This window comes from Vibrio astriarenae (genome assembly GCF_010587385.1).
Taxonomy (GTDB): Bacteria; Pseudomonadota; Gammaproteobacteria; order Enterobacterales; family Vibrionaceae; genus Vibrio; species Vibrio astriarenae.
Genome location: NZ_CP047475.1, coordinates 2464517 through 2482721, shown reverse-complemented (window position 1 = coordinate 2482721; position 18205 = coordinate 2464517). Strand labels below are relative to the sequence as shown.

Here is an 18205-nt window from a genome sequence, read left to right as displayed (position 1 = left end):
AGCTCTAAGGAAGATGTTATGAAAAGAGCCTTTATTTTAGTTCTTGATTCATTCGGTATCGGCGCATCAGCTGACGCTGACAAATTTGGTGATGTGGGCTCAGATACGATGGGGCACATTGCTGATGAGTGTGCGGCAGGTCGTGCTGATAACGATGAGCGTTCGGGTCCACTAACGCTACCTAACCTATCAAAGCTAGGTTTAGCAATGGCCCACAAAGAGTCTACGGGTCGTCTTGCCCCAGGTCTTCGTGACGATATTGAGGTGATTGGCGCTTACGGTCATGCATCAGAGCTTTCTTCTGGTAAAGACACGCCATCTGGCCACTGGGAAATCGCTGGTGTGCCTGTGTTGTTCGATTGGGGTTACTTCACAGATAAAGAGAACAGTTTTCCGAAAGAGCTGACAGATCGCATCTTAGAGCGTGCAGGTCTGGATGGTTTCCTTGGCAACTGCCACGCATCGGGCACTCAAGTGTTAGATGATTTGGGTGAAGAGCATATGCGCAGCGGTTTGCCGATTTTCTACACCTCGGCAGACTCAGTGTTCCAGATCGCTTGTCATGAAGAGACGTTCGGATTGGAGCGTCTACTGGATCTTTGCCAAATTGCGCGTGAAGAGCTTGAAGACTACAACATTGGTCGTGTTATCGCGCGTCCGTTCATTGGTGCTGGCAAAGGCCAGTTTGAACGCACAGGGAACCGTCGTGATCTATCGGTTGAGCCGCCATCAGACACCGTGCTGCAAAAGCTGGTGGATGAGAAGCAAGGTGAAGTGGTCGCAATTGGTAAGATTGCTGACATCTACGCGAACTGTGGCATCACTAAGAAAGTGAAAGCAACTGGTATTCCGGCTCTCCTTGAGGCGACGTTGGAGGAGATTCCAAAGGCTGGCGACAACACGATTGTTTTCACCAACTTTGTCGACTTCGACTCTGCCTACGGACACCGCCGCAATGTTGCCGGCTACGCGGGTGCCTTGGAGTACTTTGATAGTCGCATTAACGAAGTGCTCGACATCATGCAGGATGATGACGTGCTTATCCTTACCGCAGACCATGGCTGTGACCCGACTTGGCCTGGTACAGACCATACTCGTGAGCATATCCCGGTGATCGTTTATGGCAAGAATGTACCAGCAGGCTCACTGGGTCTACGTGACAGCTTTGCAGACATTGGTCAAACATTGGCGTCTTACTTCGGTACAAGCCCAATGGATTACGGTAAAAACTTTCTATAAATCAGATGTGTGAGGCGATGCCTCACACCAATAAATTCTTACTCTCTAGATAACTAGAATCGAAATAAAGGAATAAATAATGGCTACTCCTCACATTAATGCAGAAATGGGTGATTTCGCTGACGTTGTTCTAATGCCAGGTGATCCACTACGTGCAAAATACATCGCTGAAACCTTCCTAGACGACGTTGTTCAAGTGTGTGATGTACGTAATATGTTCGGTTACACGGGCACTTACAAAGGTCGTAAGATCTCTGTGATGGGTCACGGCATGGGTATTCCTTCATGCTCAATTTATGTCACTGAGCTAATTAAAGATTACGGTGTTAAGAAAGTGATCCGTGTTGGTAGCTGTGGTGCGGTTCGTGATGACGTGAAACTGCGTGATGTTGTTATCGGCATGGGTGCGTGTACCGACTCTAAAGTTAACCGTATTCGCTTTAAAGATCATGACTTTGCAGCGATTGCTGACTACGACATGGTTCGCAACGCAGAGCAAGCGGCGAAAGCGCGTGGTATTGATGTGAAGATCGGTAACCTATTCTCAGCAGAACTGTTTTACACTCCAGATCCGGAGATGTTCGATGTGATGGACAAGTACGGTGTACTAGGTGTTGAAATGGAAGCAGCGGGTATCTACGGTATCGCAGCAGAATACGGTGCGAAAGCTCTTGCTATCTGTACGGTTTCAGACCACATCAAACGCGGTGAGCAAACCACATCAGATGAGCGCCAAACCACCTTCAATGAGATGATGGAAATCGCTCTAGATTCAGTGCTTCTTGGTGACGCAGAGTAATCGGTATCGTCTTTTGAAGCAGAGATAAAATAGCCTGAGAGCGACAAACTCTCGGGCTATTTTTTTAGAATAAGCTTGATAATTATTACCGTGATAACCAGAAGCTGTACAAGTACTAGCTTTGTGACTTTATCGCAAAGGTAGGTAGCGACAAGTGCCAGCGAATAGCACCAAGGCGAATGATCAAGGTCGAGCTGACACCTGCTGCGAGGGCTGTTGTCGTGTCATAACCCATCGCTAATGCGCCAGTATGGAACATACCGCCGAGAATACAGGCCGTTGCATACACTTCGCTACGCAGAACCATAGGGATCTCGCGCGCAAGCACATCGCGGATAATACCGCCACCACATCCGGTAATCACTCCCATGATGATCGCCACCATGTAAGAGTCTTGGAACATCAAGGCTTTCTCTACACCAATGCTGACAAAAACAGCCAAACCAATAGCATCACTGACAGGCAACACCCACCAAGGAAGACGTTTTGGTCGTCGCACCACAAGCATGGTGAGAATACAGGTGACAAAAATGACCGTGAGGTAGGTAGTATCGCCAATCCAGAATACCGGGGTTGCCCCCAGAGCCATATCGCGAATAGTACCACCACCGATAGCCGTTACACTTCCCAGTACAATCACGCCGAAAGGATCCATTTTCAGCCGTCCTGCTAGTAAGACCCCAGAGACTGCAAATACGGCAGTACCAAATAGATCCACTAGATACAAAAGTAGAGTGTCCATAGCTGTGAACATTTAAACTGACAAGAGAATGAGGCGGATTGTACGCAGTTTATCTATCTGAGAAAAGCGTTATAGCAAACGATTTCTGCGCACCTGATCTAGATATTGGCAAACTTCTTCAACCGCCAGTAAGGTTCGCTCTGTAGGGCGATTTATCCAATCGGCTTTCAGTGTCCAAATATGCTGGTTTTTGACCGCTGGCACCTGGTTTTTCCACGGCTGCCAAAAGGAGACGTCGTAGGTGTCATGGTAGGAGGTAAAAAGCACTTCAGGTTGAGCTACCACCACTTGTTCGATACCGACTTGAGGGTAGGGAGCCCCACTGTTAGCGAAGATGTTCTCGCCGCCACACAGCGCAAATACTTCAGATGGCCAGTTACCATCAGAGATGGTAATCATCGGAGCAGCACTCAGCTGGTAAAAATACTTCACTGGTTGCTGGGATTGATATTGGCTACGTAGCTCTTCAAGACGTTGACTAAATTGTTGAGCGCGCTGTTGGCCTAGCTGCGGCTGCTGAGCGTATTGGCTCATCTCGCTTATTGTCTGTGGAATATCATCAAGGGTTGTGCTGTCGGTGTAGTAAATGTTGTATCCCAGAGCTTCGAGCTGCTCAAGAGGCTTTTGTGGGTTGCCCGCGCGCCATGCCAAAATTAAATCAGGTTTTAGCGTGATAATTCGTTCAATGTTAATACTTTTGTAGTTGGCCACTCTCTCAAGATTCGCCGCTTGGTGTGGGTAGTCGCTATATTCGCTGACGGCGAGCAGCTTATCCCCCAAACCGGCGCTGAAGGCAAGTTCAGTGGCAGAAGGTGCAAGTGAGATAACCCGTTGTGCAGCGTTGGGGGTGCTGTGTATTGGGTTTGCAATCGCAGAAGCGGATAGACAAAGTAGACTCAATGAAACGAGTGTTAGGGGCTTAAACATCGGGAATCCTAATATGATGCGCTTAAACAGATTACTGTTATAAACCTTGATGGAATATAGCCAAGAGCAAGCTAGTACCGAGTATCCACACTGTCAGTCGAGAAAACATCAACTGCCTGAGTTGTGAAAGGTGAATGGCAGCGGGGGCAATCCGGCCACCTATTTTGGCTCGGAGAGTTTTACGTGTGTCATAAATCGCTGGACCACCGAGAGAGAGTTCATACTTGGCGGCACTCGTAATGAGCAACCAACTCGGTCCTGGCAGAGGCCACGATTTATGTTGTTGCTTGAGTAATAAAAAGCTCTGCTGGGTGCGATGTCCCACCAAGATCATGAGACTAAAGAGTCTTAAAGGCAGGAAATCTAACAGCGCAGTCAATCGCGTAGCAGCACGGCCAAATGAAGCAAAGGTTTGTCGCGTAGGAGACCAAACGCGCGCTAGCTCAAAAGTGAGTCGATAGACAAATGCACCGATTCCACCAAAGAGACAGTACCAGAAGAGCACCCCAATTACGCCTCTCCCCATGGCTAATAGATAGGTTTCTGCACCAGCTTTACCGAGGCCAAGCAGTGAAAGCGTTTCTGTCTCTCGATTAACCCATGGCTTAAGAAGCTCACGAGCTTGCTGCTTGTTCTCATGTGCCATAGCGGCGCTTAAATGGCGAACGAGAGCATCGGTGTTGCGCCAATCTAGCGCGAGTAATAGCAGGGCGAGTTGATACAACTCATTTTGCCAAACTAAGGGTTGGAGAGCGAGTAGAATAACAATAGCGGGAAGCAGCATAAGAGCAACAGACAGCCAACCAGCAAGCGATGCTTGCCTCGGGTTGGTGCTGTTGACTTTATCAGACAGAAGCAAGGCAAAGCGTCGCCAAAGAGCCATAGGGTGGCTTTGCCTTGGGATGGGCACAACAAGCTGCAGTACAATGGCTGCCCACATAATGAGCACCATCCCATTTCCATAAAGCGGTTGAATGATGTCTTCCATGACGTTCTTCTAAATAGGATTACTTCAGAAAATCAACCATTTTGATCACCATCTCTGATGAGCTCTTCGCTGCAAGCGGTAGGAACTCTTCAAAGCTCATTGGTGACTCTTTGTCGGCTACGTCAGAGATAGCGCGAACCACAACAAATGGTGTATTGAACTGATGACAAGCTTGTGCAATCGCTGCCGCTTCCATCTCAACGGCGATGACTGAAGGGAAGTGAGTACGGATGAACGCTTGACGCTCTGGTGTGCAAACAAACGCATCACCAGTGCAGATTAGGCCACGCACTGCGTGTTTATCTTCCATTTGCTCAAGTGCTTGCTCTGCGATTGTCATCAGCTTCTCGTCCGACTTAAACGCTGCAGGCTGACCCGCCATTTGACCAATCTCGTAACCAAAGGCCGTTACGTCAGCATCGTGATGGCGAACTTCAGTAGAGATCACCACATCGCCCAAATTCAGCGTTGAATCAAAACCACCTGCAGAGCCGGTGTTGATCACGACATCAGGTTGATATTCATCAAGCAAAATTGCAGTACCAACAGCAGCAGCAACTTTACCAATACCTGATTGCAGTAGTACCACGTCTACGCCATTGAGTTGACCTGAGAAGAACGAACAACCGCCTTTCTCTACATGCTCAAGGTTTACAATTGCGTTTTTAAGGATAGAAACTTCTTGTTCCATCGCACCGATGATGCCGATTTTCATAATGGGTTCCAAGTATCAGGGATCAAGTTATTTGTGGGGTAAGAATAACAGAAGTCGCGATTGAAGTTCTATTGTTGAAGCGCTTTCAGGGGTGGTTTGTTGGAAATAATACCCAAGAGTGTTTGAACTATGTTGCTCATCATTTATGTGTTTGGTTTACGTTGCATTTTGTCGCATCAAAACTGTGGAACAAGATCACGAGTAAGGCTCAATGCAATAAGACTGACATGAGATTTAAACTGAGCTGTCATCTAAAGCCTCTAGTGTTCCCATCAATTTGTATTACTAATTAGAGTTGAACGATGAAGTTAAAAACGCTGTCACTGGCGATGCTGAGTACAATGACCTTATTAGGTTGTAATTCAGACTCGAATGATGAGCCAAAACCAGTAGAGCCGATCACGGGTCTAAAAGTCGCATTTATGCCAGATATTCACTTCCACGATGTTTATGGTGTATTCGAAGATGGTTCATTTGACGGTTTGCCAAACAGCATCTCTGGTAAGAACGCGACTATACGTACCATGCAAGCACAGATGAACTCGACTCGTCTGTTCAACGAAAACTACTTTGCGATAATTGCTGCGTTAGATGATGTTGTTGCTCGTGGTATTAAATATGTCGCGCTACCAGGTGATTTTAGTGATGACGGTCAGCCGATCCATATGCGTGGTTTGGTTAACATCTTTGATGAGTATCGTGAAAAGCATGGCCTGCAGTTCTTTGCGGCACCAGGTAACCACGATCCTGTCCGTCCATTTACGATTGATGCGGGTAAAGGCGGTCCTACTAGTGGTGGTGACGGTGGTTTCCTCGGTGAAGACGGTGAAGAAATCCGTATTTTCTCAACTGGGCATACGGTCTGTATTGATGGTGATGGTAGCGATATGCAAACCATTTGTACCGATGAAATGGTTGAGTGGGGCTACTTTGAGATCATGGACATCTTAGGCCACCACGGCTTCTTCCCTCAGTCTGAGTATGTTTATTTCGAAACGCCTTATAGCTCAGATGAAGCTCGTGAGAACTACTCTCTAGCACTCGCCCAAAAAGAGGCAGCCTTTGAGAGACGCCAGTATGAGATCTGTCACCAAGGTAGTGGCGGTGAATACAAAGAAGAGGACTTTACGGACTGTTCTTACATTCCAGATTCCACCTATCTGGTTGAGCCTGTTGAAGGGCTTTGGTTGATGGCGATTGACGCTAACGTGTACAAGCCAAAAGCGGGCTCGGGCGATGGCTCTACTGACGGTAATGACTTTGATGGCAGCTCGAATGCGGGTTACAACATGATGTTGACGCATAAAAAACACGTTATCGAGTGGATTGAGGCGACGGTAAAAGCGGCGAAAGAGCAAAACAAAGTTCTATTCTCGTTCAGTCATTTCCCGATGACAGACTTCTACAACGGGGCTTCAGAGGAGATTGAAGATATCTTCGGCGAAGGTAACTTCCAATTACGCCGTGAACCAGAAGATGATACCAGTAAAGCGCTCGCTCAAACCGGACTGAGCATTCACGTAGGTGGCCATATGCACTTCAATGACACCGGCATGAAACAGTATGATATCGATGGTGAAACATACACCCTCTTTAATATCCAAGCGCCTTCTCTTGCTGGCTATATCCCTGCTTATAAAATTTTAGAAATCAAGCCGGACAATCAAGTTGAAGTAGAAACCGCCATTATCGAAGATGTGCCACGCTTTGATGAACTTTTTGAGCACTATGCAGAAGAGCAAGCTCACCTGCAAGCTATCGATAAAGAAGATCGTTGGAACGCAGATATCCTAACGGCTGAAACTTACTATGAGTTAACCGACTGGCATATTCGTGAACTTACACGTTTGCGCTTCCTTCCAAGGGAGTGGCCAGAAGATGTCAGAACGATGCTATTTAACATGGATGGCGATCAAATGCTGACCTTGTCTCAGCTTGATACCGACATCACGGTTTGTCAGCTGCGTCTCGCTTTGAGTGAGGTTTCTGATGTAGAGCCATGTGCAGAGTCAAAAAATGGTGAAGATACGCTAGAACAGTTTATGCGTGAGTGGGCAATCGCTAAACTCAAAGCGCGTGATCTTGCTCGTAGCGAAGGTCTCACACTTGCTCACTTCGCCTTGTGGAATGGTCAAAACTTGGCAGAGGATTTCTATCGTTTACGTAATGCGGATGAGCTGGCTTTCCGTGATATTGAAACAGACCGTTTAGCGCAGTATAAGGTATTGAGTGAAGCCTTGTCTGAGATTGAATTTGATGTATCGATTGAAGACGAAGATGCGGGAGATACCACTGTGGGAGAGGTGTTCAAAGTACGCTTCGGTACGCTTTTCTACATTATTGACCGTTTTGCAACGGGGCAAGCTTCTGATAACTTCTTGATCGATGTTGACAAAGGTGAGCTTTACGATCTGAAAACGGCTTTTGATCGCGATAGTCTTTAACACGATGGCGCGCCGATAAGGTATTGAGAATAAAGCCAGTACATTGTGACTGGCTTTATTCTTTGCCACTGGTCAAATAGCGGTTGCTAACCCTAAAGGGTTCGCATATAATTCGCGCTCCTCGTACCGGCTGAATCAGAGATTGGCGGTACAAATATTAACCTTACTCTTATTAGGAGAGAATTATGTCTCTGAATGCAGAAACTAAAGCAGCAATCGTTGCAGAATACGCGCGCACTGAAGGCGACACTGGTTCACCAGAAGTTCAAGTAGCTCTACTTACAGCTTCTATCAACCACCTACAAGGTCACTTCAAAGCTCACAAAGGCGATCACCACAGCCGTCGTGGTCTTCTACGTATGGTTTCTAGCCGTCGTAAGCTTCTAGACTACCTAAAAGGTAAAGATCTAGGTCGCTACCAAGAGCTAATCAAACGTCTAGGCCTACGTCGCTAATCAGCGTCTGCATAGAATAGTTTGTAAAAAAGGGGCTTATAGCCCCTTTTTTGTTGTCTAAATTTAGCCAAACCTCATTTATGCCGTTATACTACGGGCGGCAAATCCTGATTAGGATTTTCAATTAGCTCATTGCATTACAATTGCCATTTGGGCCAGTCATAGAATTTAGTTTCTAGCTTCTCGTCATACTCAGAAAAAAATTCTGGGAGCTAGAAACTAAACTCTAGACTGTTTAATTCGTAATGCCTTGAGTCTTAATCAACTTTTTAGATTCAGCTCCTTAAGTGACGAATCTAGACACAAGGAATAACAATGTTCGAAAAACCAGTTGTTAAAACGTTCCAGTACGGTAACCACACAGTTACTTTAGAAACTGGCGTTATTGCACGTCAAGCTACCGCTGCCGTTATGGTTACTATGGACGATACAGCCGTATTCGTTTCTGTAGTTGGTAAAAAAGAAGCAGTTGAAGGTCAAGACTTCTTCCCGCTAACAGTAAACTACCAAGAGCGTACTTACGCTGCTGGTAAAATCCCTGGTGGTTTCTTCAAGCGTGAAGGTCGTCCTTCTGAAGGTGAAACGCTAACGGCTCGTCTAATCGACCGTCCAATCCGTCCACTTTTCCCAGACGCATTCAAAAACGAAGTACAAGTTATTGCAACGGTTGTTTCTGTTAACCCAGACGTACAGCCAGACATCGTAACGATGATCGGTACTTCTGCAGCGCTAGCTATCTCTGGTATTCCGTTTAACGGTCCTATCGGTGCAGCACGTGTTGGTCACGTTGATGGTCAACTTGTTCTTAACCCAAGCAACACTGAGCTAGAAACGTCTAAGCTTGACCTAGTTGTAGCGGGTACGGAAGGCGCTGTTCTTATGGTTGAGTCAGAAGCGGATAACCTAACTGAAGAAGAGATGCTATCTGCAGTGGTATACGGCCACGACCAACAGCAAGTTGTGATCAACGCAATCAACGAATTCAAAGCTGAAGTTGCGACTCCTGCTTGGGATTGGGTTGCTCCTGAAGAGAACACAGCGCTTGTAAACAAGATTGCTGAACTAGCAGAAGCTAAGCTGGTAGAAGCTTACCAAATCACAGAAAAGATGGCTCGTTACGACCGCATCCACGCGATTGCTGGTGAAGTTAACGATGTTCTTCTTGCTGAAGATCCAGAAGCAAACACTAAAGAAATCCACACTATCTTCCACGATCTAGAGAAGACAGTGGTACGTCGCAGCATCATCGCGGGTAACCCACGTATCGATGGTCGTGAAAAAGACATGGTTCGTGCGCTAGACGTACGTACAGGTGTGCTTCCACGTACTCACGGTTCATCACTATTTACTCGTGGTGAAACTCAGGCGCTTGTTACTGCGACTCTTGGTACGCAGCGCGATGCTCAAATCATCGACGAGCTAACGGGTGAGCGTAAAGATCACTTCCTTCTACACTACAACTTCCCTCCATACTGTGTAGGTGAGACAGGTTTCGTTGGTTCTCCTAAGCGTCGTGAAATCGGCCACGGTAAACTGGCTAAGCGTGGTATTGCTGCTGTAATGCCATCAGTAGATGAGTTCCCGTATACAGTACGTGTTGTATCAGAAATCACAGAATCTAACGGTTCTTCTTCAATGGCTTCTGTATGTGGTACGTCTCTAGCACTTATGGACGCGGGTGTGCCAATCAAGTCTTCTGTTGCGGGTATCGCAATGGGTCTTGTTAAAGAAGGCGACGACTTCGTTGTTCTTTCTGACATTCTTGGTGATGAAGACCACCTAGGCGACATGGACTTTAAAGTAGCAGGTACTAACACGGGTATCACTGCACTTCAAATGGACATCAAGATCGAAGGTATCACTAAAGAGATCATGCAAATTGCTCTTAACCAAGCGCAAGGTGCACGTAAGCACATCCTATCTGTAATGGATGAAGCTATCTCTGGCGCTCGTGAAGACATCTCTGAGTTCGCTCCGCGTATTCACACAATGAAGATCAGCGCAGAGAAGATCAAAGACGTTATCGGTAAAGGTGGTGCAGTTATCCGTGCTCTAACTGAAGAGACGGGGACAACGATCGAAATCGAAGACGACGGTACAATCAAGATTGCTGCAACTGAAGGTACAGCGGCGAAAGAAGCAATCCGTCGTATCGAAGAGATCACTGCTGAAGTTGAAGTAGGCCGCATCTACACAGGTAAAGTTGCTCGTCTAGCGGACTTCGGTGCATTCGTGACAGTACTTCCTGGTAAAGATGGTCTAGTACACATCTCTCAAATCGCTGACAAGCGCGTTGAGAAAGTGTCTGACTACCTAACTGAAGGTCAAGAAGTGAAAGTTAAAGTTCTTGAGATTGACCGCCAAGGCCGTGTTCGTCTGAGCATGAAAGAAGCGGTTGAGTCGACAGACGCACCTGCAGCTGACGCAGAATAAGCTATTGAGTGCAGGCTAAATTAGCCGTACGCACTTAAGCGTGATATAAAAGGGGGCATTAGTGCCCCCTTTTTTTATTTGTACCCAAGACAGAATTGGTTTTGACAGTGAAAGCTCTGCTATTCTCTATCTGCATCAGAGCGAAGTATTTTCGGGTATACAAGGAGTTTTCTACGTGAAATGGTTTAAAACGGCGACATTGGGTGTTGCATTAGCGCTTCTTGGTGGTTGTGCTTCAATGGAGTCGGCGAGTGATAACGGCAGCCAGTGGATGTATCCACCAATGGCAGTGCCTCTGCAAGCGAGTGTTCAGCAAGAGGTACAGATTGCTCGATTGAGCCAATTATTGTTGCGTACCGATCTGAGTGATGAGATCCGCGCTAAGATGCTTTATGAGCGTGGTAACTACTACGATAGTGTTGGTTTACGTGACTTAGCTCGATTAGACTTTAATCAGTCCCTGAGCTTGAACCCAGCACAGCCTGATATTTTCAATTTGCTTGGGGTTTATTACACGCAAATCGCTGAGTTTGATGCGGCTTATGAAGCTTTTGATTCAACCTTAGAGTTAGACCCAAGCAACAGTTATGCAACGCGTAATCGCGCGATTGCTTTATATTACGGTGGTCGTCTTGAACTAGCACTTGAAGATATGCAGGCGCATTTCGATGAAGATCCGAACGATGCATTCCGTGCACTGTGGCTATACATCATCAAAAGTGAGGTGGAGCCGGAGCAAGCGCGCGCGGAGTTGCTGGCACGCTATGAAGATCGTGACGAGCAGTGGGGCTGGGTGTTGGTGGCTCTAATGCTAAATGAAGTATCTGAAGAGCAAGCATTTAAAGTCATTTACTCTACTAGTACCGACAACATGGTACTTGCAGAGCAGCTAACGGAAGCTTACTTCTACTTGGCTAAGCGCTATCAACAAGAGAAGAAATATGCCGATGCGATTTCTCTCTACAAGCTTGCGATGTCATTTAATGTCTATGAGTATGTTGAGCACAGATATTCGTTCCTAGAATTAGGAAGAATCTATACTCAACTGCGCCAAGAACAGGTAGAGGCGGGAGAGTAACTTTCGCATCGACAAAAAATGAATGCCGCCTTCGGGCGGTTTTTTTGTTGCCTTAATAAGTGAGCAATCCTAAAATAGTTAGCCTGGCTAACTAAATTTTGGAGATAAGATGTCTTTGGAAGAAACGCTAATTAGGCTTGAAAGCCAAAGTGCTAAAGCTTGGCGACGTTATGCCAGCCAAGATGCACTATCGAGTTTGAGTTTTAATGAGTTTGAGTATTTAAGAGTCATTAAAGAGTCCGGTGAGAGCGGGATTCGTATTACCGACATCGCACACGAGATGTCGGTGACTAAGCCCTCAGCTTCCAATATGGTCGCAAGGCTTGAAAAAAGGAACATGGTGAAACGTATCTTGTGCGCTGAAGATGCACGTTCAAAGCGTATTGTCGTCACTGGCGAAGTTATTGAAAGTTGGGCATTGGAGAACGTGGTTTATCAAGACTTAGCCGAGAAGATGCGCACAAAGTTGAGTGGCAGCGAAGTAGAGCTATTAGAGCAACTGCTAGAAAAATCCTTGGGCTGAATCTGAGTCTTATTTTGTCTATTTAGTTAGCTAAGCTAACAGAGTTAAAGTGTTATGAAAGCTGAAGTTACTCGCCAATTTTGGCGCTATACCATTCCGACCGTTGCTGCCATGTTGGTTAACGGTCTGTATCAAGTGGTGGATGGTATCTTTATCGGTCGCTATGTCGGGGCTGATGGTCTGGCTGGAATCAATGTCGCTTGGCCACTCATCGGCACGATACTGGGCATAGGTATGCTGGTGGGCGTGGGTACGGGTGCTTTAGTGTCGATACGCCAAGGCGAGAAAAAGACCGCAGATGCAAAGCGCATTTTGAGCACTGGCTTGCTGTTGCTTGTTGTCGTGGCACCGATGATTGCCTTCGCTTTGCACCATCTCGCTGATGACTTTATGCGCTTGCAGGGCGCGCAGGGGCGCGTGTTTGATCTGGGTTGGCAGTACATCTCAATCTTGATCTATAGCTGTTTTTTTTCTCTCGGTTCAATAGCAATCCCGTTCTTGCTGCGTAATGACAATAGTCCGAATCTCGCGACGGTATTGATGGTGATAGGCGCTGTCGCCAATATTGTTTTTGACTATTTGTTCATCGCTTGGTTGGGCTGGGAGTTGGAAGGGGCTGCGATGGCCACTGCGTTATCACAGATGATTGTGACGGTGCTTGGTATTGGCTATTTCTTCTCGCCGTATGCAACGTTAAGAATCGAGCGCAAAGACCTGCGCATTCAGTGGGCAGTCATTCCTCAAATATTCGCTATTGGTACCTCCAGTTTCTTTATGTACGCCTATGGCTCAATGATGGTGGCTCTGCACAATGGCCTATTTGCTAGCTATGGCAGCCCAGTATTGATTGGTGCGTACGCTATTTTGGGCTATATCGTGACGGTTTATTATCTTACAGCTGAGGGCATCGCCAACGGTATGCAGCCTTTGGTGAGCTATAACCATGGTGCGGGTAAACCTGAGCATATCCGTACTCTATTGAGAGTGGCAATGAGCAGTTCGGTACTGGTGGGTGTTGCGTTTGTGGTGATTCTGAACCTGTTCCCATACCAGTTCGTCGCCATCTTTAATGGAGAAGACCAAGCATTATTGGATGGTGCCGTGATGGGGATACGCTTGCACATGTTTGCGCTGTTCTTAGATGGCTTCTTAGTGGTTGCCGGCGCCTACTATCAAGCGATCAATAAGGGCAGCAAAGCGATGTTTGTGACGCTGGGCAATATGCTTATCCAGCTACCTTTCTTATACGTAATGCCGAAACTTTGGGGCGTGACAGGCATTTGGTTGGCGTTCCCACTGTCGAATATTGCTTTAAGCTGCTTGGTGGGATGGATGCTGTGGAAGGATGTTAAGCGAACACTTTCTTCTGCGCAGACAAACCGCTGCTATGCTTAAGGGGCAATAGTTAAGACAAGGAGATTATTGATGAGAACTGTTCTTCTAATGAGTGCTTTTTTGTTTCCGATATTGGCGAGTGCAGATGTAACAATATCAGGCGATAAGATGGAGTTGAGTAAAGATTGTCTTCGCCTGGAGGGAGATAACGTCAAAATTACCTCTGAAGAGTGCAAGTCGTCTAAAAACAAACACGATAAAGACGGAGATAATCGCAGTGTTCATGGCGATGACAACCCAGGCAAAGGTCACGGAAAGAAGAAAGATAAAGATTAGAATCAGCTCCCCCATTGTTGAGTGTTCAATCGTTGGGGGAGCCTCAGACAGTGAACTAGATATTTTTTACATCTAATCCAGCAAGTTGATGCCAGTAGCCGTTACATTGTCGGTCTTCAATTTTTTGCGGGTGTTGACCGGTTTCATTGTTACGGAACTGCTCGAGCTCAGAGAAAGTGCTCACACCAAGAGGGCTTAAGCGCACGATATCCACCAAGCCTTTCATGCCTGGAAGGTCATTGATTAGGTTGTAGCAGTAGCCTGACTGGGTCTGGATACCATTGAGATTGAACACCTCTTGCCCTTCTTGGCTGCGCACTTGAATACCGGTTGGGTACTTGATGCAGCAGGTTTCACAGTCATCTTTAGAGCGGTTCTCTGCGCGAGCAGTAAAGCAACGAGCAGAGTATGCCAATGGCAAGTAACCGTGGCTGAACACTTCCACTTCAAAGTCACCACGAATACCAAGCTCATCACACTGGTTAAGTGTGTTAGTTAGCCAATCACGAGACAGTTCAACGGGCATACACCAACGAATCATACCTTGTTGGCGAAACAGCTTTAGTGTGTGCGCGTTGTAGGTGTTAACCGCAGGACCAACAACAAATGGCACCTTCTTTTCGCTGGCGAGTTGAATCGCTGATACATCGTTGGCTTCAATAGCAAAGTCACCGTTATCGATGTACTTTTTCATGACACTGACTTCGCTTGGCGCTTCTAGCAGTGCCATGGTTGAGATCACCACTTGTTTACCCGCGGAAGAGAGCTCTTTGGCAATATCAAACCAGTGATTAACCTTCATCTCTCGGCGCTTTGAACAAACAGATTCACCCAGATAAACAATATCTGCATTGCTGCTCATGGCTTGTTGATAAAAAGCTTCCACATCTTGTTTCGGCCAAAAATAGAGTAGGGGGCCTAGCGCGTATTTCATCAATTGTTCCTTTATTGCCATTTACGGTGGTATGCACCGAGTGTGGTTTGTGAGCCTTCAGAGACGTTGGCTAGTGCGGCATCCCATGCAGGTTCAACAGAATAGCCTTCAGGGTTGGCTAAGTAGCGATCGATGGCTGCACGCCATGTGCGAGTGACCTGCTCAACGTAAGCAGGGCTGCGTTGGCGACCTTCAATCTTAACCGAGGCGACATTGGCTTTAAAAAGCTCAGGTAACATTGAAAGCGTATTAAGACTCGTTGGCTCCTCTAAAGCATGGTAGCGCTTTTGTTCACCTGCAAGATCTGTGGTGAATCGACCCTTACACAAGGTTGGATATCCTGCGTTCTCTCCGTCGGCATAACGGTCAATCAAGATATCATTGAGGCGCGACTCAAGACCATTGTCCGTTTCTTGCCAGCGAACATATTTGGCTGGTGAACATGCACCGACGGTGTTTGGTGACTCTCCCGTCATGTACGAAGAGAGGTAGCAGCGACCTTCGGCCATGATGCACAGACTACCGAATGCGAAAACTTCTAGCTCTACATCGCTGGTGATATTGCGTGACAGTTGCTTAACTTGATGAATCGACAGTACACGAGGCAATACAACACGTTTAACGTTGAAGTTCTGCTTGTAGAAATCAATCGCTGCAATGTTGGTGGCTGAAGCTTGGACTGATAAGTGAAGCTCTAAGTGCGGGTATTTGGTCGCGGCATATTCAAGCACTGCGATGTCAGCAACGATCAGCGCATCAACGCCCAATTGTGCCGCTTGGTCAACCGCATTTGTCCAGCGTTCAAACCCGTCTGGGTGAGCAAAGGTATTGAGTGCCACATGAATTTTCTTGTTGCGGTCGTGAACGTATTGCACCGCTTTATCGAGTTTTTTTCCAGTGAAGTTCAATCCAGCAAAGTGACGTGCGTTGGTGTCATCTTTAAAGCCGATATAAACCGCATCTGCACCGCAATCTATCGCGGTCTTCAGGGCAGGTAAGTTACCTGCTGGGCATAGTAATTCCATTGCTCTGTTTCTATTTGTTATCGAGAGTTCAGCGATTTTATGAAGATATGTGAACGGTAGATTTGATGTAAGGCAGTTTTCGGGCAACTAATCGGTAAATACCCAGTAAGAAGTAGGAATTTGGTCTGCGATTAGAGACCTTGTGTTAATTCTTGTGGCGACGGTTTTGTGCAAACAGTTCCTCGACCTCTTGTTTTGGTTGAGGACGATAAAAATGGAAGCCTTGAATCGAGTGACAGTTGAGGTTCGATAACAGAGTGGCTTGCTGCTGGGTCTCAACCCCTTCTGCAACCACAGTGAGATCGAGAGATTTACCAAGATTGATAATGTTTTCGATAACCGTCACTTGCTTTGGTAGTTCATCAATATCGTTGATAAAAGCACGGTCGATTTTCAGCTCATCAATCGGGAAACGCGCAAGATAAGACAGAGATGAGTACCCGGTGCCAAAGTCATCAATGGATAGAGAGAAGCCGAGTCTTTTTATCGCACGTAGCATCTGTATGGTGTGCTCTCCATCACTCATTACCGCGCTCTCGGTGAGCTCAAAGGTGATGCAGCTTGAGTCTAACCCTGTCGACTTTAAAAGTTTCTCCATATAGTCGATCAGCTTAGGGTTACCAAACTGCTCCGGAGAGAGGTTAATGGCTACTCGACCAGGTAAGATGCCCTGCATGCGCCAGCGCTTAACAGTGGTAAATACTTCGCGCATCACCACTCGACCTAGTTGCTCGATCAAGCCTGCTTTTTCTGCTACCGGGATGAAAGAACCAGGACTGATGTAGCCTTCAACCGGGTGCTTCCAGCGAATAAGAGCCTCAGCACCATTGATACTGAAATCTTTCGCACTGACTTTCGGTTGATACCAAACTTCCAAGCCATTTTGTTGCAGTGCTTTTTGTAGCTCGATCTCCAACCAAAGACGCATACGCGCCTCTTTGTTCATTTGGTCATTGAACTTAATCAGCCGGTTTCGCCCGCGATCTTTGGCTTCATACATAGCAGTATCCGCATTTTGCAGCAAAATCCGAGCGTCATTGCCATCGCCGGGATAGGCAACACTGCCAATGGAGCAGGCAAGGCGCTTACTAAAGTGGTGCAGATCAAACGGTTGGTTGATGAGGCTGATAATGCGTTCTGCTAACGACTCAACCACAACAGAACTTTCAGGCTCAGGCAGAATAATGCCGAACTCGTCGCCCCCTAAATGACCCAAAGTTGCATGCTGGGGTAGTAGGCGTTTTAGACGAGAAGAGACCTCTTTAATCACCTTGTCGCCGATGTGATGACCAAGCGAGTCGTTGATATTTTTGAAGTTATCAATATCAAGGTAGAGCATCACTAAGGGAGTCTCATTCGCGATATACTGTTCTAGTTTTTTGGTGAATCCGAAACGGTTAAACAATCCAGTTAACGAATCAATATTGGAGAACGTTTGTGTGGGTGTCGCCTGTTTTGCTTGTTGGTCAGCATCTTGCAGAACAACGATATGAGATGGTGAACCCATCACGTTGAGTTTGTCACAGTACAATCGAACTCGACGTTCTATATGACAGCGTGGGCCACTTAAGCACTCGAGTGGAGCTGTGCTTAGAATGTGCAGAAGCTTTTGATTGAAGACGGCTTTGGTTTTTTGATCGACAAACAGTCGTGACAACTCTTCACCCAGCAACTCCGTATGGGAGCTGAACCCTAGCAAGTTCGCTGCAGCGTCATTAGCGGACATGATGTAGTCATCTTCAACAATTAAGATGCCTTCAGGGATCAGGTATGAAATCTTGTTGAATTTGTCTTCTGACTCCTCCAGGGAGCGAGCTAGGATCTGTTTTTCAGAGGTGTCGATGGCATGCAGAACAATGTGTTCGATTTGTTCGCCATTGAACATTGGAGAGAGACTGAAGTGAAAACTCGTTTCAGTATCCACGAGATAGAGCGTAATTTCAGCTTCGATCTGTTCACCAGAGAAAGCACGTTCATAATAAGGTTTGAGGTGGTGATAAACATGCGTACCTAACACATCGGTGTCATTCATCCCGATGAGGCTGTCAGTATCTAACCCAGAGATCTCACAATATTTCGAGTTTACCGTTACGTATCGGTGCTCGACATCCAAAATAGCAAAATAGAACGGACTATTAGATGTAAATTTGGAGAACCAAGTTTTTAATTCAGAGGTAGGCATTAACTACAACCAACTCGCTTATTCATCAACGTCCTTTTTGCTAATTCCTG

General features: G+C 46.6%; 16 protein-coding genes. 9 read left to right on the top strand and 7 right to left on the bottom strand.

Annotation, left to right across the window (positions count from 1 at the left end; translation table 11 throughout):
- Positions 1–18 precede the first annotated feature (18 nt).
- Together GT360_RS11605 and deoD are read left to right on the top strand one after the other, a co-directional pair.
- Entirely contained in the window at positions 19–1239 is a 1221-nt protein-coding gene (locus GT360_RS11605) for a phosphopentomutase (RefSeq protein WP_164649030.1), read from the top strand.
- 79 nt (positions 1240–1318) lie between these two features.
- The gene (gene deoD / locus GT360_RS11600; RefSeq protein ID WP_164649029.1) at positions 1319–2038 is read left to right on the top strand and encodes a purine-nucleoside phosphorylase; all 720 of its coding nucleotides are present in this window, start codon (positions 1319–1321) and stop codon (positions 2036–2038) included.
- A gap of 115 nt (positions 2039–2153) precedes the next feature.
- Here the strand turns inward: deoD and GT360_RS11595 are convergent, their stop codons facing one another.
- From GT360_RS11595 to mtnN, 4 genes are all read right to left on the bottom strand, one after another.
- Positions 2154–2780 (bottom strand): TRIC cation channel family protein, encoded by a 627-nt coding sequence (locus GT360_RS11595; protein ID WP_164649028.1) that lies wholly within the window; start codon positions 2778–2780, stop codon positions 2154–2156.
- A gap of 69 nt (positions 2781–2849) precedes the next feature.
- Positions 2850–3707 carry a vitamin B12 ABC transporter substrate-binding protein BtuF gene (gene btuF, locus GT360_RS11590; protein ID WP_164649027.1) on the bottom strand — a complete coding sequence of 286 codons (858 nt, stop codon included), beginning with the start codon at positions 3705–3707 and terminating at the stop codon, positions 2850–2852.
- A 37-nt stretch (positions 3708–3744) separates the two neighbouring features.
- The gene (locus GT360_RS11585) at positions 3745–4695 is read right to left on the bottom strand and encodes a cobalamin biosynthesis family protein (protein WP_164649026.1); all 951 of its coding nucleotides are present in this window, start codon (positions 4693–4695) and stop codon (positions 3745–3747) included.
- Positions 4696–4714: 19 nt separating this feature from the next.
- Positions 4715–5410, bottom strand: a complete 696-nt coding sequence (gene mtnN, locus GT360_RS11580; protein WP_164649025.1) for a 5'-methylthioadenosine/S-adenosylhomocysteine nucleosidase — start codon at positions 5408–5410, stop codon at positions 4715–4717.
- A gap of 302 nt (positions 5411–5712) precedes the next feature.
- Here mtnN and GT360_RS11575 point away from each other — a divergent pair, with 302 nt between their 5' ends.
- The 7 genes from GT360_RS11575 to GT360_RS11545 all read left to right on the top strand — a co-directional run bounded on the left by GT360_RS11575 (position 5713) and on the right by GT360_RS11545 (position 14014).
- Positions 5713–7854, top strand: a complete 2142-nt coding sequence (locus tag GT360_RS11575) for a metallophosphoesterase family protein (protein WP_164649024.1) — start codon at positions 5713–5715, stop codon at positions 7852–7854.
- Between the two features lie 185 nt (positions 7855–8039).
- Positions 8040–8309 carry a 30S ribosomal protein S15 gene (gene rpsO, locus GT360_RS11570; protein ID WP_164649023.1) on the top strand — a complete coding sequence of 90 codons (270 nt, stop codon included), beginning with the start codon at positions 8040–8042 and terminating at the stop codon, positions 8307–8309.
- Positions 8310–8624: 315 nt separating this feature from the next.
- Positions 8625–10742, top strand: a complete 2118-nt coding sequence (pnp, locus tag GT360_RS11565) for a polyribonucleotide nucleotidyltransferase (RefSeq protein ID WP_164649022.1) — start codon at positions 8625–8627, stop codon at positions 10740–10742.
- A 175-nt stretch (positions 10743–10917) separates the two neighbouring features.
- Positions 10918–11820, top strand: a complete 903-nt coding sequence (nlpI, locus tag GT360_RS11560) for a lipoprotein NlpI (RefSeq protein ID WP_164649021.1) — start codon at positions 10918–10920, stop codon at positions 11818–11820.
- Between the two features lie 109 nt (positions 11821–11929).
- Complete coding sequence (locus GT360_RS11555) at positions 11930–12343, top strand: MarR family winged helix-turn-helix transcriptional regulator (protein ID WP_164649020.1); 414 nt, start codon at positions 11930–11932, stop codon at positions 12341–12343.
- A 54-nt stretch (positions 12344–12397) separates the two neighbouring features.
- Positions 12398–13738, top strand: coding sequence for an MATE family efflux transporter (locus GT360_RS11550; protein WP_164649019.1), 1341 nt, complete (start codon positions 12398–12400; stop codon positions 13736–13738).
- Positions 13739–13768: 30 nt separating this feature from the next.
- Entirely contained in the window at positions 13769–14014 is a 246-nt protein-coding gene (locus tag GT360_RS11545) for a CG2 omega domain protein (RefSeq protein WP_164649018.1), read from the top strand.
- A gap of 55 nt (positions 14015–14069) precedes the next feature.
- Here the strand turns inward: GT360_RS11545 and GT360_RS11540 are convergent, their stop codons facing one another.
- The 3 genes from GT360_RS11540 to GT360_RS11530 form a co-directional block, all read right to left on the bottom strand.
- Positions 14070–14948, bottom strand: coding sequence for a U32 family peptidase (locus GT360_RS11540; protein ID WP_164649017.1), 879 nt, complete (start codon positions 14946–14948; stop codon positions 14070–14072).
- A gap of 11 nt (positions 14949–14959) precedes the next feature.
- Positions 14960–15973: a ubiquinone anaerobic biosynthesis protein UbiU gene (gene ubiU / locus GT360_RS11535; RefSeq protein ID WP_164649016.1), complete on the bottom strand. Its 1014-nt coding sequence runs from the start codon at positions 15971–15973 to the stop codon at positions 14960–14962.
- A gap of 145 nt (positions 15974–16118) precedes the next feature.
- Positions 16119–18155 (bottom strand): putative bifunctional diguanylate cyclase/phosphodiesterase, encoded by a 2037-nt coding sequence (locus GT360_RS11530; RefSeq protein ID WP_164649015.1) that lies wholly within the window; start codon positions 18153–18155, stop codon positions 16119–16121.
- Between the last annotated feature and the right edge of the window lie 50 nt (positions 18156–18205).